Annotated in this window: 17 protein-coding genes; 8 read left to right on the forward strand and 9 right to left on the reverse strand. The window is 60.8% G+C overall.

The window, feature by feature from the left end:
• Position 1 precedes the first annotated feature (1 nt).
• Positions 2-1,036 carry a type IVa pilus ATPase TapT gene (gene tapT / locus ACTG2T_RS06430; protein WP_123173807.1) on the reverse strand — a complete coding sequence of 345 codons (1,035 nt, stop codon included), beginning with the start codon at positions 1,034-1,036 and terminating at the stop codon, positions 2-4.
• Between the two features lie 39 nt (positions 1,037-1,075).
• Between tapT and ACTG2T_RS06435 the strand changes: the two genes are divergently transcribed.
• From ACTG2T_RS06435 to ACTG2T_RS06455, 5 genes are all read left to right on the forward strand, one after another.
• On the forward strand, positions 1,076-1,777 hold the full coding sequence (locus tag ACTG2T_RS06435; protein WP_058057968.1) for a YggS family pyridoxal phosphate-dependent enzyme: 702 nt from the start codon (positions 1,076-1,078) through the stop codon (positions 1,775-1,777).
• A 142-nt stretch (positions 1,778-1,919) separates the two neighbouring features.
• Positions 1,920-2,744, forward strand: coding sequence for a pyrroline-5-carboxylate reductase (gene proC / locus ACTG2T_RS06440; RefSeq protein ID WP_330124907.1), 825 nt, complete (start codon positions 1,920-1,922; stop codon positions 2,742-2,744).
• An 11-nt stretch (positions 2,745-2,755) separates the two neighbouring features.
• A complete protein-coding gene (locus ACTG2T_RS06445) occupies positions 2,756-3,307 on the forward strand; it encodes a YggT family protein (RefSeq protein ID WP_005341416.1) in 552 nt (183 codons plus the stop codon).
• The gene (yggU, locus tag ACTG2T_RS06450; RefSeq protein WP_267512360.1) at positions 3,307-3,609 is read left to right on the forward strand and encodes a DUF167 family protein YggU; all 303 of its coding nucleotides are present in this window, start codon (positions 3,307-3,309) and stop codon (positions 3,607-3,609) included. Before ACTG2T_RS06445 ends, yggU begins: the two co-directional genes overlap by 1 nt.
• A gap of 43 nt (positions 3,610-3,652) precedes the next feature.
• Positions 3,653-4,072 (forward strand): DUF4426 domain-containing protein, encoded by a 420-nt coding sequence (locus ACTG2T_RS06455; protein ID WP_005340339.1) that lies wholly within the window; start codon positions 3,653-3,655, stop codon positions 4,070-4,072.
• A 101-nt stretch (positions 4,073-4,173) separates the two neighbouring features.
• Here ACTG2T_RS06455 and ACTG2T_RS06460 read toward each other — a convergent pair whose 3' ends face one another.
• The 7 genes from ACTG2T_RS06460 to ACTG2T_RS06490 form a co-directional block, all read right to left on the reverse strand.
• The gene (locus ACTG2T_RS06460; protein ID WP_005357935.1) at positions 4,174-5,370 is read right to left on the reverse strand and encodes a NupC/NupG family nucleoside CNT transporter; all 1,197 of its coding nucleotides are present in this window, start codon (positions 5,368-5,370) and stop codon (positions 4,174-4,176) included.
• A gap of 182 nt (positions 5,371-5,552) precedes the next feature.
• Positions 5,553-6,488 (reverse strand): LysR family transcriptional regulator, encoded by a 936-nt coding sequence (locus ACTG2T_RS06465; protein ID WP_164980021.1) that lies wholly within the window; start codon positions 6,486-6,488, stop codon positions 5,553-5,555.
• A gap of 82 nt (positions 6,489-6,570) precedes the next feature.
• Positions 6,571-7,107 carry a glutathione peroxidase gene (locus ACTG2T_RS06470; protein WP_124930252.1) on the reverse strand — a complete coding sequence of 179 codons (537 nt, stop codon included), beginning with the start codon at positions 7,105-7,107 and terminating at the stop codon, positions 6,571-6,573.
• Positions 7,108-7,167: 60 nt separating this feature from the next.
• Complete coding sequence (locus ACTG2T_RS06475) at positions 7,168-7,731, reverse strand: NnrU family protein (protein ID WP_042084306.1); 564 nt, start codon at positions 7,729-7,731, stop codon at positions 7,168-7,170.
• Positions 7,732-7,963: 232 nt separating this feature from the next.
• Positions 7,964-9,097, reverse strand: a complete 1,134-nt coding sequence (locus tag ACTG2T_RS06480; RefSeq protein ID WP_330124908.1) for a glycerate kinase — start codon at positions 9,095-9,097, stop codon at positions 7,964-7,966.
• Positions 9,098-9,106: 9 nt separating this feature from the next.
• Entirely contained in the window at positions 9,107-10,369 is a 1,263-nt protein-coding gene (locus tag ACTG2T_RS06485) for a GntP family permease (protein WP_330124909.1), read from the reverse strand.
• Between the two features lie 118 nt (positions 10,370-10,487).
• A complete protein-coding gene (locus ACTG2T_RS06490) occupies positions 10,488-11,603 on the reverse strand; it encodes a sugar diacid recognition domain-containing protein (RefSeq protein WP_330124910.1) in 1,116 nt (371 codons plus the stop codon).
• Positions 11,604-11,812: 209 nt separating this feature from the next.
• Between ACTG2T_RS06490 and ACTG2T_RS06495 the strand changes: the two genes are divergently transcribed.
• Positions 11,813-12,187 (forward strand): YacL family protein, encoded by a 375-nt coding sequence (locus ACTG2T_RS06495; protein WP_167573636.1) that lies wholly within the window; start codon positions 11,813-11,815, stop codon positions 12,185-12,187.
• A gap of 53 nt (positions 12,188-12,240) precedes the next feature.
• Positions 12,241-12,537: a hypothetical protein gene (locus ACTG2T_RS06500; RefSeq protein ID WP_005340323.1), complete on the forward strand. Its 297-nt coding sequence runs from the start codon at positions 12,241-12,243 to the stop codon at positions 12,535-12,537.
• A 68-nt stretch (positions 12,538-12,605) separates the two neighbouring features.
• Here ACTG2T_RS06500 and ACTG2T_RS06505 read toward each other — a convergent pair whose 3' ends face one another.
• Positions 12,606-13,343 (reverse strand): substrate-binding periplasmic protein, encoded by a 738-nt coding sequence (locus ACTG2T_RS06505; protein WP_236368300.1) that lies wholly within the window; start codon positions 13,341-13,343, stop codon positions 12,606-12,608.
• A gap of 120 nt (positions 13,344-13,463) precedes the next feature.
• Between ACTG2T_RS06505 and ACTG2T_RS06510 the strand changes: the two genes are divergently transcribed.
• Positions 13,464-14,294: a CPBP family intramembrane glutamic endopeptidase gene (locus ACTG2T_RS06510; RefSeq protein ID WP_330124911.1), complete on the forward strand. Its 831-nt coding sequence runs from the start codon at positions 13,464-13,466 to the stop codon at positions 14,292-14,294.
• Positions 14,295-14,379: the final 85 nt, after the last annotated feature.

Consider the following 14,379-nt stretch of genomic DNA (forward strand, 5'->3'; position numbering starts at 1 on the left):
CTTAAATGCTGTTGGGATCGACGGCCTTGGCCTTGGCATCGAGGGATGCCACCACGCCACGACTCACCAGCTGCTTGAGACTCTGATCCATGGTCTGCATGCCGTGGGTCATCCCGGTCTGGATCACCGAGTAGAGCTGGGCAATCTTGTCCTCCCGGATCAAGTTACGCACCGCCGGAATGCCCATCATGATCTCGTGAGCCGCCACCCGGCCACCGCCAATACGCTTGAGCAGGGTCTGGGAGATGACCGCCCGCAGGGATTCGGAGAGCATGGAGCGCACCATGTCCTTCTCCGCGCCGGGGAAGACGTCGATGATACGGTCGATGGTCTTGGCCGCCGACGAGGTGTGCAGGGTGCCAAACACCAGATGGCCAGTTTCGGCGGCCGTCATGGCCAAACGAATGGTCTCAAGGTCGCGCATCTCGCCCACCAGAATGATGTCCGGGTCTTCCCGCAGTGCCGAGCGCAGGGCGTTGCTGAAGCTCTTGGTATCGCGGTGCACTTCCCGCTGGTTCACCAGACAGCGCTTGTTCTCGTGGACGAATTCGATGGGGTCTTCGATGGTGAGGATATGGTGATGGAAGTTCTCGTTGATGTAGTTGACCATGGCCGCCAGGGTGGTCGACTTACCGGAACCGGTCGGGCCGGTCACCAGCACCAGGCCCCGCGGGAACTCGGCGATCTTGCGGAAGATCTCCGGCGCATCGAGATCCTCGAGACTCAGCACCGTGCTGGGGATGGTACGAAATACCGCGCCCGAACCGCGCGCCTGCTGGAAGGCGTTGACCCGGAAACGGGCCAGATTGGGCACCTCGAACGAGAAGTCGACCTCGAAGTTCTCCTCCAGCTCCTTGCGCTGATGGTCGTTCATGATGTCGTAAATGAGGCCATGCACTTCCCGGTGTTCCAGGGCGGGCAAATTGATCTTGCGAACCTCACCATCAACCCTGATCATCGGGGGAACCCCGGCCGAGAGGTGTAGATCCGAGGCTTTATGCTTTACACTGAAAGCCAATAACTCTGTGATATCCATAGACTTGTCATTCTCCCATCACAAGATCACTAACGAAATATGAACCAGATTGCCCAGCACCTGTTTCAGGTAAAGGAACGTATTGCCCAGGCCGCCGAACGGGCGAGCCGCAACCTGCAGCAGATCCGCCTGCTGGCCGTGAGCAAGACCAAACCTGTCGAGGCCATCATGGCCGCCCATGCCGCAGGTCAGCGCTGCTTTGGCGAATCCTACGCTCAGGAAGCAGCGGCCAAGATCGATACCTTGCGCCAGCAGCCGGAATATAGCGACATAGAGTGGCACTTTATCGGCCCTTTGCAATCGAACAAATCCAAACTGGTCGCCGAACGGTTTGACTGGGTGCAGAGCGTGGATCGGGACAAGCTGATCGACCGCCTCAACAACCAGCGCCCAACTACAATGGCACCGCTAAATGTTTGTCTGCAAATCAATATTAGCGGAGAGAGCAGCAAATCCGGAACGTCGGAACAAGAGATTTTCCGCCTTGCCGAGCTGGTCTCTCAAAGTGAGCGACTGGTGCTGCGGGGGCTGATGGCCATTCCCGAACACACCAGCGACGAGGGCGTACTGGCCGCCCAAATGACCCGTATGCAGACTCTGTTCACCGAGCTTGCGCGACAATACCCCACGGTGGATACCCTCTCGATGGGGATGACCGAGGATCTTGAACTGGCGATAGCCCACGGCAGCACCATGGTGCGGGTCGGCACCGCCATCTTCGGCGCCCGTGACTACTCATAGGCAAGGCCAGCGGATAACCAATATGTCCGCCTCTTGCCGCGACTTCATCAACAGGAGCGTTTGATGGAACACCGAATTCTGGCGTCCGGTGGTGCAGGCAGCACCCACCCCGCCGCGACCCCATGTGCTACAGGAGCATCTGATGCAGCATAGAACGCTGGCCTTTATCGGCGCGGGCAACATGAGCCGCAGCATCATCGCCGGACTGGTCAAGGCGGGTTATCCCGCCGGGCAGATCACTGCTGCCAACCCCAGTCTGCCCAAGCTGGAGGCGCTGGCGAGGGAACATGGCATTCGCATCACCCAGAGTAATGCCGAGGCGGCCCGCGATGCCGAAGTGATCGTGCTGGCGGTCAAACCGCAGCTGATGGCCGGCATGCTGTCAGCACTGGTTGAAGAGTTGGTCTCCCTTGAAGGCAAGCTGCTCATCTCCATCGCGGCTGGCATCAAGGTGGCGCGCCTTGGCGAGATGGCCGGTGGCCATGACCGCATCATCCGCACCATGCCCAATACCCCGGCCCTGCTGGGTCTGGGTATGACCGGCCTATACGCGCCCGAGCATATTGCCGCCGCGGATCGCGAGTTTGCCGAGCAGATGATGCAGGCGGTCGGCAAGACCCTCTGGGTGGAGCAGGAGTCCGGCATCAACGGCGTCATCGCCGCGGCGGGCAGTGCCCCGGCCTACTTCTTCCTCTTTATGCAGGCCATTGCCGAAGAGGCGGAGGCAATGGGCTTCTCGCCCGATCAGGCACGCCTGCTGGTGCAGCAGACCGCGCTGGGCGCAGCCGCCATGGTGGAGCAGAACCCTGAACTGGCGCTGCAAACCCTGCGTGAGCAGGTCACCAGCAAGGGCGGCACCACAGCCGAAGCCATCAAGACATTCCAGCAGCAGGGGCTGATGCCGCTGACTGCGCAAGCCATGCAGGCGGCTGTTGCTCGCGCCACCGAAATGGAAACCCTCTTCTAACAGGAGCCCAGATGAACACTGCTTACTTTCTGATTAACACCGTTTTCGATCTCTACCTGATGGTGATCCTGCTGCGCGTCTGGCTGCAGTGGGCCCGTGCCGACTTCTACAACCCGATGAGCCAGATGGTGGTCAAGCTGACCAATCCGCTGGTGATCCCGCTGCGCCGCGTTATCCCAGGCTTTGGCGGCATCGATCTCGCCTCCGTGGTGCTGGCGCTGGCCATCGCCTTCGCCAAGCTGGCCCTGCTCAAGAGCATGAACGTGCTGCTGGCGGACTGGCTCAGCATCAGCCTTTTCGCGGCACTGACTGTGTTGAAGAAAGCGGGCTCGATGATCTTCTGGGTACTGCTGATCCGCGCCATCCTGAGCTGGGTCAGCCAGGGCCGCAATCCCATCGAATACGTGATGCATCAGTTGACAGAACCGTTCCTCGCCCCTATCCGCCGCGTACTGCCGGCACTGGGCGGGCTGGATCTCTCGGTGCTGGTCGCCTTTATCGGCCTGCAAGCCATCAACTACCTGCTGGGTGACCTGTTCGGCCAGCTGTGGTGGATGATTTGATGCCAGCCGTCCTGCAACAAGGGGATGAACTGGTACTGCATCTGGTGATCCAGCCCAAGGCGAGTCGGGATCAGATCATCGGATTGCATGGCGAAGAGCTGAAAGTGGCCATCACGGCGCCGCCCGTCGATGGCCAGGCCAACAGCCATCTGATCAAGTTTCTGGCCAAGCAGTTCAAGGTGGCCAAGGGCCAGGTAACCATAGTGCGGGGCGAACTGGGGCGGCACAAAACCGTCGCCATCGACAGCCCCAAACAGTGGCCACAAGAAGTGAGTGCGCTGCTGAATGACACGCAAGGCTGAATGAATCGGCCTGCGCCAACCGTAGATATGAGAGGGATGACAGATGAAAACAGCCTGGATGAGTGGCCTGCTGGCACTGCTGATGACACTGCCGCTCAAGGCAGAACAGATGAAGGAACTGGGCCCCTGGCTGGTGCACTACAACGCCTTCAACTCCAGCTTCCTCACCCCCGAGGTCGCCAAGGCGTATGGACTGGAGCGCAGCCGCTACAACGCCATCATCAATATCGCGGTACAGGACAAGCAGAAAGTGGCGCAAGCCGTGGGGATCACCGGTGAGGCCAAGAACCTGACCGGTACCATCCGCACCCTGAACTTTCAGGAGGTAAAAGAGGGCGATGCCATCTACTATCTGGCAACCCTCCCCTACCGCAACGAAGACACCTATCAGTTCACCCTGAAGATCATGGGCGGCGGGCAGCAACAGAACCTCAGCTTCCAGCAGACCTTCTACGTCGACTGAGCAGCAACAAGAAGCCCCGACCAAGGTCAGGGCTTCATTTTATCCATATGACAAGGGCGCCATCAGGGCGCCCTTGTTGCATCTATTCCGTACCGCAGCGGTTACAGGGCGAGGAACAGACCGGCCAGACAGGCGCTCATCAGGTTCGCCAGCACGCCGGAGAGAATGGCGCGCATGCCGTAACGGGCGATGAAGGATTTGCGCTCCGGCACCATGGAGCCCAGACCGCCGATCAGGATCGCCATGGAGGAGATGTTGGCAAAGCCGCACAGGGCGAAGGTCACGATGGCCTTGCTCGACTCGCTCAGGGTCTGATCCTGCACCAGACCGATAAAGGCGACGAACTCGTTGACCACGATCTTGGTACCGATCAGGGCGCCAGCGGCTTGTGCCTGATCCCAGGGTACACCGATCAGCCAGGAGACGGGGGCAAACAGCCAGCCCAGAATGATCTGGAAGCTCAGATCCAGCCCTACCAGACCGCCAGCCCAGCCGAGCAGACCATTGAGCATGGCGATCACGCCAACGAAGGCCAGCAGGGTGGCACCGACCGCCACCGCAATATTGAGGCCAGACATGGCGCCATCGGCCGCCGCTTCAATCACGTTGGTGGCGCGGGGGATCTCCACATCCTGATGGTGATCGACCTCTTCAGCTCCCGGCGGCACCAGGATCTTGGCCATCGCCAGACCGGCAGGGGCCGACATGAAGGCCGCTGCGATCAGGTATTTCAGCTCAACCCCGAGGCTGGCATAGCCCACCAGGGTGCCACCGGCGACGGAGGCGAGACCACAGCTCATCACAGCGAAGAACTGGGAATCGGACATCTTGGAGAGGTAGGGTTTGACCACCAGCGGCGCTTCCACCATGCCGACGAAGATGTTGGCGGTCGCGGAGAGGCTCTCGGCACGGCCGGTGCCCAGCAGCTTCTGCAAGCCACCACCCAGCAAGGCGATCACCCGCGGCATGATACCGATGTGGTAGAGGATGGCGATCACCGCAGAGAAGAAGATGATGACCGGCAACACGTTGAAGGCAAAGATGAAGCCCAGCTTGAACTTGGCCAGATCGCCGAACAGGAAGGCGATCCCTTCCTGACCATAACCGATCACGCTGCTTACGCTCTCGCTGACCCCGTTCAGCACATGCTGACCGGCAGGCAGCCAGAGCACCAGACCGGCAAACATGACTTGCAGACAGAGGGCAAGACCAACTGTTCGCAACGGGATACGACGACGATTATCAGAGCAGATGACGGCAAGCGCCAGGATACTCAGGATGCCGAGCAGGGCAATCATAGGGACTCCATCAGGTGGGGCAAAAGATGGGCGCGGATTCTGCGCCTCTCACCCCATCACTGCAAGTCCGCTTGGTTACAGCCCTGTTAGAAAAAACGTTTGCACGATATCGGTTGCGCCAACTGGCTGATTTGGTTCGATTTTAGTATCAGGAGAAATCGAGAGTTCTTATATGGAAACAATCATTCCTCACCGCCGGACAATTTACCCCCGAGCCAGGGGGCCAGTCGCAGCTCCCAATAGGGTTCGGGGCCAAAGCGGGCCTTGAGGAAATCGATGAAGAGACGGATCTTGGGATCCAGATGTTCGCGCCGGGCATAAACGGCGTGTACCGCCATCTGCTGGTTCGGTCGCCACCCTGGCAGCACAGGGATCAGCTTGCCGCTCTGTAACTCCTTGTCCAGCAAATAGTTGGCGATATAGGCGATGCCGAGCCCGGCCAGTGCAGCATCGCGCACCGCCTCCGCCATATCCACCCGATAGTTGCCCGCCACCTGCACCGTCTGGCGCTCCTTGCCCTGGCGAAACGACCACTGGTGATAGCGCCGCTCCCGGCTCTGGTAAGTGATGCAGTTGTGCTGGGCCAGATCCTTGGGATGAAGCGGCGTGCCGTGGCTCAGCAGATAATCCGGCGAAGCCGCCACCACGAAGCCGATGTCGGCCAGCCGCTGTCCCACCAGCCCTTCCGGCTTGTCCTCATAGGTGGTAAGCCAGAGATCCAGCCCCTCATCCACCAGATTGGTTCTGTGGTCGAACAGCGAGACTTCCAGCTCCAGCTCGGGATAGCGATCCTGAAACGCCTTGAGATGAGGAATGACGTGCAAGCGGCCGAAGGATTGGCCCACACCGAGATGGAGCACGCCGCTCACCTTGCCGCGCCGCTCGGCGATCATGGAGTCCGCCTCCTGCGCCACCGCCACCAGCGCATGGCAGTGACGGGCATACTCCTGACCCAGCTCGGTCAGGACGAAACGGCGGGTGGTGCGCTGCACCAGCTGGGCACCGAGGGTGGTCTCCAGCAGCGCCAGCTGCTTGCTGATATGAGATTTGGAGACCCCGAGACGACGGGCGGCGGCAGAGATCCCCTGCTCGCGCACCAGCGCATCGAAGATCACCATTTGAGGAAGACGTTGCAGCACAGGATAACCGGATTGAGTGGCGGGAGCCCATTATTCCAGAGCCGCCCGCCAAGGGGTAGGGTCAGAGCCCCAGCGCCCGGGTGATCTGCAGTTTGAGGGGGTCGTCAGCCGGATTCTGGTTGGCACCGTAGCTGGCGATCAACTTGCCATCGCGCCCCACCAGATACTTGTGGAAGTTCCAGTTCGGCTCATCCCCATCAGCGGCCGCCGCCAGCCCCTTGAACAGTGGCACTGCATCGGAGCCCCGCACCGCTACCCGATTGAACATCGGGAAGGTGACGCCATAGTCGCGGCGGCATACCTCGGCGGTCTTGGTCTCGTTGCCCGCCTCCTGCCAGAAATCGTTGGAGGGGAAACCCAGAATAATCAGCCCCTTATCCTTGTAGCTTTGGTAGAGCTGCTCCAGATCGCGGAACTGGCCGCTGTAGCCGCAGTAGGAGGCGGTATTGACCACCAGCACCACCTTGCCCTCGGTCAGCTGACAGAGGTTGTGGCGCTGGGCATTGTTGAGTTCCCGCATCTCCACATTGAAATAATCTGGGCACGCCGCAGAGGCCGCGCCGGCTCCCAATAACAGCAACAGAGTGAACCATTTCATCGCCAAGACTCCTTTTTTGTTTTGTCCATCATACGCGGTTACCAGAGCCGCAGTTCACTCTCAATGCAATGGAATGCCGGTCAGCCAGCCGTGGCCCCAGAACACCAGCAGCGCAGTGGCAGCCAGGCCCGCCCCGACGCTGATGCCGGTGCCCGTCCAGTTAGCCGCCGGGCGGGGATATCGCTGCCAGTCCCGCACCGAAATCCAGACCATGCTCACCAGCGCCCACAGCCCGATGCCACCAAACAGCACCAGAGATCGCGCCTCGCTGTTGACCAGCAGATGGGCCACCGCCCAGAGCAGGGTACCGAGCAGTTGGGGATGCACCAGCCAACGGCGCAGATGGTTGGGCCCCTGGCCGGAGAAAAAGAGGATCAGCGCAAAGGGCATCATCACCGTCATGGTCATCGGCCCCCACTCCGGCAGGAAGTAGAGCGGCAGCGAGCTGGCCGAGCGCCAACCGGCGATGATGCAGGCGATGGCGACAAACACCAGCAGGGAGAAGAGCCCCTTGTAGCGGTTCTCACCCAGCCGCTCGCGCAGTCGCGCCCGATGGGCCACCGCAAAACAGGGGTAGAGATGGATCAGGGTAAACAGCGCAACCCCCAGGGTCAGCAGGAACATGAGTCTCTCCTTGTACTTGGTACGACCACTATGCCGTAAAGGGAGATGTGCGCCTATCAAAACCGCGCTGACCCATGGAGTCAAAAGTGTGGCAAGACAAAGGAGCAGAAAGAAAAGAGCCGATCACGATGGATCGGCAAATCAGTGCCAGGGCAGTCAGACATCTCGCGGGATGGGAGATGCCCCAAACGGGGATATTGAGTGGCCGATGGGGAGCATCGGCCGAACAGGATCAGCCCTTGAGCTGATAGAGCGCCGCAACGTTGCGCGCGGTGAGTTGAATGTTGGTGCTGGCGCTCTCCAGCGCCTCCGGCAGAGACATGGCGCGGTTGACCACGGCGAATACCGCGTCCAGACCGTGATCATGTACCACACCGCAATCGTCGGTCAGGCAACCGGAGATACCGATCACCGGCTTGCCGAACTGCTTGGCACAGCGTGCGACACCGATTGGCGTCTTGCCATGGATGGTCTGGCTGTCGATGCGCCCTTCGCCGGTGATAACCAGATCCGCATCGGCCACTTCCTCGGCCAGTTTCAGCGCTTCGATGACGATCTGAATGCCGGGCTTGAGTTCGGCACCAAGCAGACCGACCAGCGCGGCCCCCATGCCACCGGCGGCACCCGCCCCCGGAATATCCTTCACCTGCTTGCCAAGGGCCTGCTCAATGCAGTCGGCATAACGGGAGAGGTTGACATCGAGTTGCGCCACCATCTCTGGGGTCGCCCCCTTTTGCGGGCCAAACACTGCAGAGGCGCCTTTCGGGCCGCACAGCGGGTTGTTCACATCGCACGCCACCTCGATAACCAGCTCGCTCAGACGCGGATCCAGACCGCTCAGATCGATGGTTGCGAGCTCACTGAGACCTGCGCCGCCCAGCTCGATGGCTGAGCCATCCGCTTTGAGCAACTTGCCGCCGAGCGCCTGGATCATACCGGCACCGCCGTCATTGGTAGCACTGCCGCCTATACCGAGAATGAGGTGCTTCACCCCCATCTCCAGCGCGGCCAGGATCAGCTCGCCGGTGCCGAAGCTGGAGGTGAGCAGCGGATTGCGCTGCTCGGGCGCCACCAGATGGATACCGGAGGCGGCGGCCATCTCGATGACGGCGCGCTCGCCATCACCCAGCAGGCCGACAAAACCCTGTACCTTGTTGCCGAGGGGCGCGGTCACTTCGACTGGCAGGATCTGGCCACCGGTGGCATCGACCAGCGACTGCACCGTGCCCTCGCCGCCATCGGCCATCGGCAATTTGACGTAGGTGGCGTTCGGCAGCACCTGTTTGAAACCAGCCTCGATGGCATCAGCCACCGCCATGGCGCTCAGGCTCTCCTTGAATGAATCGGGGGCAATAACAATTTTCATATCAATTCCTTAGGCGAGGCCAAACACGCCAAACATCAGGGTGGAGACAGTGGCAATGGTCAGACCGACTGCTGTTTCGTAAGGGATAAGTTTCAGGCGCTCCCCCACCCCCATGTGGACGCTGCCACCGGTGGCGTGGAAGAAGGAGCCGTGGGGCATGTGGTCAAACACGGTGGCACCGGCATGGATCATCGCCGCTCCGGCCAAACTGCTGATCCCCAGTTCAATCAGGGTGGAGCTGAATACGTTGGAGGCCACCACGGTACCGGCGGTAGTCGAGGCGGTCGCCAGCGACATCAAAGCACCGGAGATAGGCGCCAGAAGGTAAGAAGGCAGACCGGAGGCGGTCAGGCCGCTGATCAGCACATCTTTCAGGCCGGAGTTGGCAATGATGCCTGCCAGGGTACCGGTACCCAGCAGCATGATGGCAACCGGCGCCATGCGGGCGAGGCCGGAGACCGCAAACTGGTTCACCTTGCTGAATTTACCCATCATCAGGGCACCAACCAGACCACCGAGGGGCAGTGCAATCAGCGGATCCACCACGATACCGGCGACCGGCCGCAGGGCCAGCAGCAGGATGGCGACCAACGGCGCGCTGATGGCGGCGGCAAAGCCCGGCAACTTGACACCGGCAAAGCTCACCACTTCATCAGCAGCAACCTTGCTGCCCTTATTGTTCAGCCGCTTGGCCAGCCAGTAGGCCATCACCAGACCGAACAGACCCGGAATGATGCCCGCCGCCATCACAGAGGTGAGGGGCAGATGGAAGGCATCAGCCGCGGCAATAGCGTTAGGGTTGGGGGACATGACGTTACCCGCCTTGCCGCCGCCGATCATCGCCAGCAGGATGGCCGCCTTGGAGAGGTCGGCACGGCGGGCGATGGCCAGCGCGATGGGGGCGACCGTGATAACGGCCACATCCACGAATACGCCGACCGCAGTCAGGATCAGAGTCGCCAGCGCCAGTGCCAGCAGGGCGCGGGTTTCACCCAGCTTCTTGACGATAGTCTCGGCGATAGTGGTGGCCGCACCCGATTCGATCAGCACGCCCGCCAGTACACCGGCCGCAAGGATCCGCATCACAGCTGTGGTGATCCCCTGGGCGCCGCCGATCATCAGGGCGACGGTCTGGGTCAGATCGGCACCGCCAATCAGGCCACCGGCCAGGGCACCCACGATCATGCCGTAAGCGGGCGGCACCTTCTTCAAAATGAGGATGATGGCGATGGAGAGCGCCGCGATGGCGCCAAGGGCAGTAACCGGGATCATGACGGACACCTTCAATGGGAGTGAATGGCCGCCATTATGGAGATCTGCAATCAGAATGCTTTGGCTTAATAGCCAAAAATCGCGTCATATAAAAGCAGTTTTTTGTCCTGCTTCACAATCACAAGTCGAGATTAAGGCCGAGATAGAGCAAGAATTTGTCGTCTAACTTGTTGAAATTCAACCCGGTTATCTGCTCTATTCGCCCCAGCCGATAGCGCAGGGTATTGGGGTGAATGAACAGCGCTTCGGCACAGCGATGCAGATCACAATCCTGCAAGAAATAGTGGCGCAGGGTCTTCTGCAGCGCCCCTTTGCCATCTTCCCGGGCCAGTTTCTGCAGCGGTGTGCGCAGCTGATCCGCCTGCCAGGAGTCCGCCAGACTGCCGAGCAGCACCGGCAAACGGTAGTCCTCAAAGAAGTAGACCTGTTTGCGCGGCGCCTGCCGCATGCCACGGCGCAGGGTATCTCGCGCCGTCTGGTAAGAGCGCGCCAGCCCGTCGATCCCGGCGAAGTAATCGCCCACCGCGATATGCACCTTGAAGTGGGGAATGCGGGCCAGCAACTGCTTGATCCGGCTGCGCTCCTGCGCCGATTGCCAGACGCCATCACTCAATTGTGCCGGTTTGAGCACCACTATCTCGTCGAGCCCGTTGATGGCGACCAGATTGTCCCGCTCCGGGTTCTCCAGCTGATGAACCAGCTCTCGCAGACGCGCCGGATCCGCCTCCTCCAGCGCCAGCACGGCCACCACCCGAGGCTGGGCCAACTCCAGTCCGAGAAAGCGGGCCGCCTGCTGCAATTGATCGACTCGCCCCTCGCCCCGAATGAGCTGCAACACCAGCTCCTCTTTGTGGCGCTTGTCCCACTGCAACTGCTCGGTGAGCGCCGCCTGCTCCAGGATCAGTTCGGCGGTCATTCGCACCAGCTCGGCGTAAGCACGCACTTCCTCCGGATCGCCGGAGATGCCGATCACCCCGATCAGCTCCCCCTGATAGGCGATGGGCAGGTTGATGCCGGGACGCACCCCCTTGAGCTCGCGGGCGGTCGCTTCGCTGATCTCCACCACCCGGTTCTCGGTCAGTGCCAGCACAGCCCCTTCGTGACGCTGATGGAGCCGTTCCGGATTGCCGGACGCAATGATGAGGCCATGTTCGTCCATCACGTTGACCGAGAACGACAGGATCTTCATCGCCCGTGCGACGATCTGGCGGGCAAGGTTATCGTTTAGCTGCATAACATCTCCGGACAAGGAACTGATCTGAGAGCGCCACTACGGGCCGATTCAGGGCACATGGGCGCAAAGATGCCACATCATCAAGACAAGCGAGAGGGGGATCGCTAGAATAGGCCACTTTACCCGATGTGTGCCCCGCCATGGAGCAGGAATTGCGTGCTTGCACCCGCCTGCCCGTGATGGCCCATCCCTCCGATCTGGACTGTGCTATGGATTATGAATTTCGCCGCGACCCGTTTGGTGGCTATCGCGCCCGGTTCTCCATGGGCCATGAAGCCATCGGTCAGTGGCTGATCGACGAAGTTGGCAAAGATGAAGATAAGCTCGACGAGCTCTTCTCCATCATTGATCAGCTCTCCAACCGCACCCGAGTCGAATACCGGCTCAACGGCGGTGACTACTCCCTGCTGCTGACCCATGAAGAGGCTGAGGTGAAAGCCAACGCCCTCAATATCGAGCTGGGTGAGGATCTTGACGATCTCGCCTACTACGATGATGAACAGCTGGCCATGTGCGGGCTGGAAGATTTTGCCCAGGTGCTCGGCTCCTGGCGCGCCTTTATCCGTAACGAGGATATGGGCTGATTGACCCAATGTCGGGCAAACGTGCCCTTTTGCCTAACTCAACAGGATTGACTATGTCTATTTACGATTTTGATGACGAACTGCCGGAAGACGAAGAACAGGAATCCACCAAGAAAGCGGCTGCACCTGCCAAGAAGAAAGGCAAGCAGGTGATGAACACCCAGGTCAACCTGAGCCCGCGCGATGCCAGCCGTCTGAACGGCATGCACGTTGAAGCGATCGCCACGCTGGACGATGTCAGCCTGCCGAAGAACGTCATCTTCAAGGCTGGCCTGATCGCCCTGGGCGAACTGGAAGCCAGCAAGCGCGCCGATATCATCGCCCGCGTGATCGCAGAATCAGGCCGCTAATCGCCCCTGAAGGCATAAAAGAAAGCCGGAGCCACTGCTCCGGCTTTTTGTTTTCCGGCCGTGCACTCTCAACGGCAATCGATCCCCTTTCCGGCTCGGGAGATCAGTTGGTCATAGCGGCCATCGGCACGGGCGGCAGCCAGGGCATGATTGAAGCGCTCAAGCAGGCTGGCGGCCTCCGGGTACTGCCGTGAAATGATCAGATAAAAAGTATCGCTCTGGCGAAAGTGGGGCAATGCCTGCAGATGGCAGGGGTCGCCAAACAGCTGACGGCTGGCATCCCGGGTCACCGTCTCGTTCATCGGCAGCAGATCGATCCGTTTGCGAGCCAGCAGTTGCAGACATTGTGCCAGTGTCTTGGGGCGCTGCAGATCCAGCCCGAAACGCTTGATCACCCCGTCGGCATGGCTGGTGCTCCACCCCAGCGGAATGCAGACTCGCAGCCCTTGCCAGCGGCCAGCCTGAATGGCCTCGCTCCCCCGATAGGTGAACCAGGAGAGGCGATCTATATGAATGGGAGCGCTGTAGTGGAAGAGCTTGGCCCGCTCGGCAGTCCAGGCGTAGGGGAAGGTGGCCGCAACCAACCCATTGCGGGTCAACTGATAGCCGCGAGGCCAGGGCAGGTAGTCGACCTGGATCTCCCGATACCCGGCCTCTTGCAGCAGGGTCGTCACCAGCCGGGTGCTCTCGCCGCCTTCAGGCAGTGCCTTGCCGGTATAAGGGGTGAACTCACCGGTCACCAGCAGCAAGGGTGCCGCCTGCAGCCAGACACACCAACAACACAACAACCACAGACAGTGCTTCATCAGCTGCTCTCCCTTTACCCTGTTGATGAGTATAGAGAAGGGATCCGACCACCTCCTGCGCGGTTGTCCTGCTGACGCCCTCTTGTTAAGGTTGCCGCCTGCCTCGATCAAGGAGATCCAATGTTACCCCTTCCCGACTCATTTATCTGGGGCGCGCTGGCGCTGGCCGTGCTGCTTGCCCTCTTCCGCCAACGTCTTCCCGCCTTTGCCCTGCTGGGACTCTCCCTGCTGCTGGCACTGTGGCTTGACCGAATGACGCTACCCGCCCTGCTGGGCTCGGTTGCAGGATTACTGCTGGCGTGGCGTACGCCAACCCTCCCCGCCCGCCGGGCGATGGTGACCAGAGTGGTGCTGATCCTCTGGGCGATTGCGCTGGCCCTGCACCTCATCCCCGGCTTCAACAATCTCAAGGTGCTGGATCAGGCGCTGGCAGGCCCCGCCAGCGTGCCGTTCAACATGTATCTGAACCTAGACAAGCCGCTGCTGCTCTTTGGCTTGCTGCTGGCCTGCCCGATGCTGCTGGGCAAGGGGGGCGCCATCCGCTGGCGCCCTTTGGCCCTGTTGCTGCTGCCGCTGGGTGCCCTGCTGGTCATCGCCTGGCAGTTGGGGGCACTGAAACCGGAAGTGGGTCTGCCCCACTGGTGGTGGCTGTTTGCACTCAACAATCTGCTGTTCACCTGCGTGGCAGAAGAGGCGCTGTTTCGCGGCGCGATCCAGCAGGAGCTGACCGAGCGTTACCGCCCCTGGATTGGCATCGTCGTGGCCGCGCTACTGTTCGGAGCCATCCACCTGCCCGGTGGCCCACTGCTGGCGCTGTTTGCGACCCTGGCAGGCTGCTGCTACGGCTTGGCATTCCAGCTCAGCGGGCGACTCTCCGTGGCCATCCTGATCCACTTCGCCTTCAACTTCGCCCATCTGGCGCTCTTCACCTACCCGCTGGCCCACCGCTAACTCCTGAAGGCGCCTGACACGGGCGCCTTCCCTCGCTCTTCCCTCTCTCTTTAAGCGTGCTGCCTCGCTCGCTTTACACCTCCAC

The organism is Aeromonas sp. 75A, assembly GCF_051919425.1.
GTDB classification, from domain to species: Bacteria; Pseudomonadota; Gammaproteobacteria; order Enterobacterales; family Aeromonadaceae; genus Aeromonas; species Aeromonas veronii.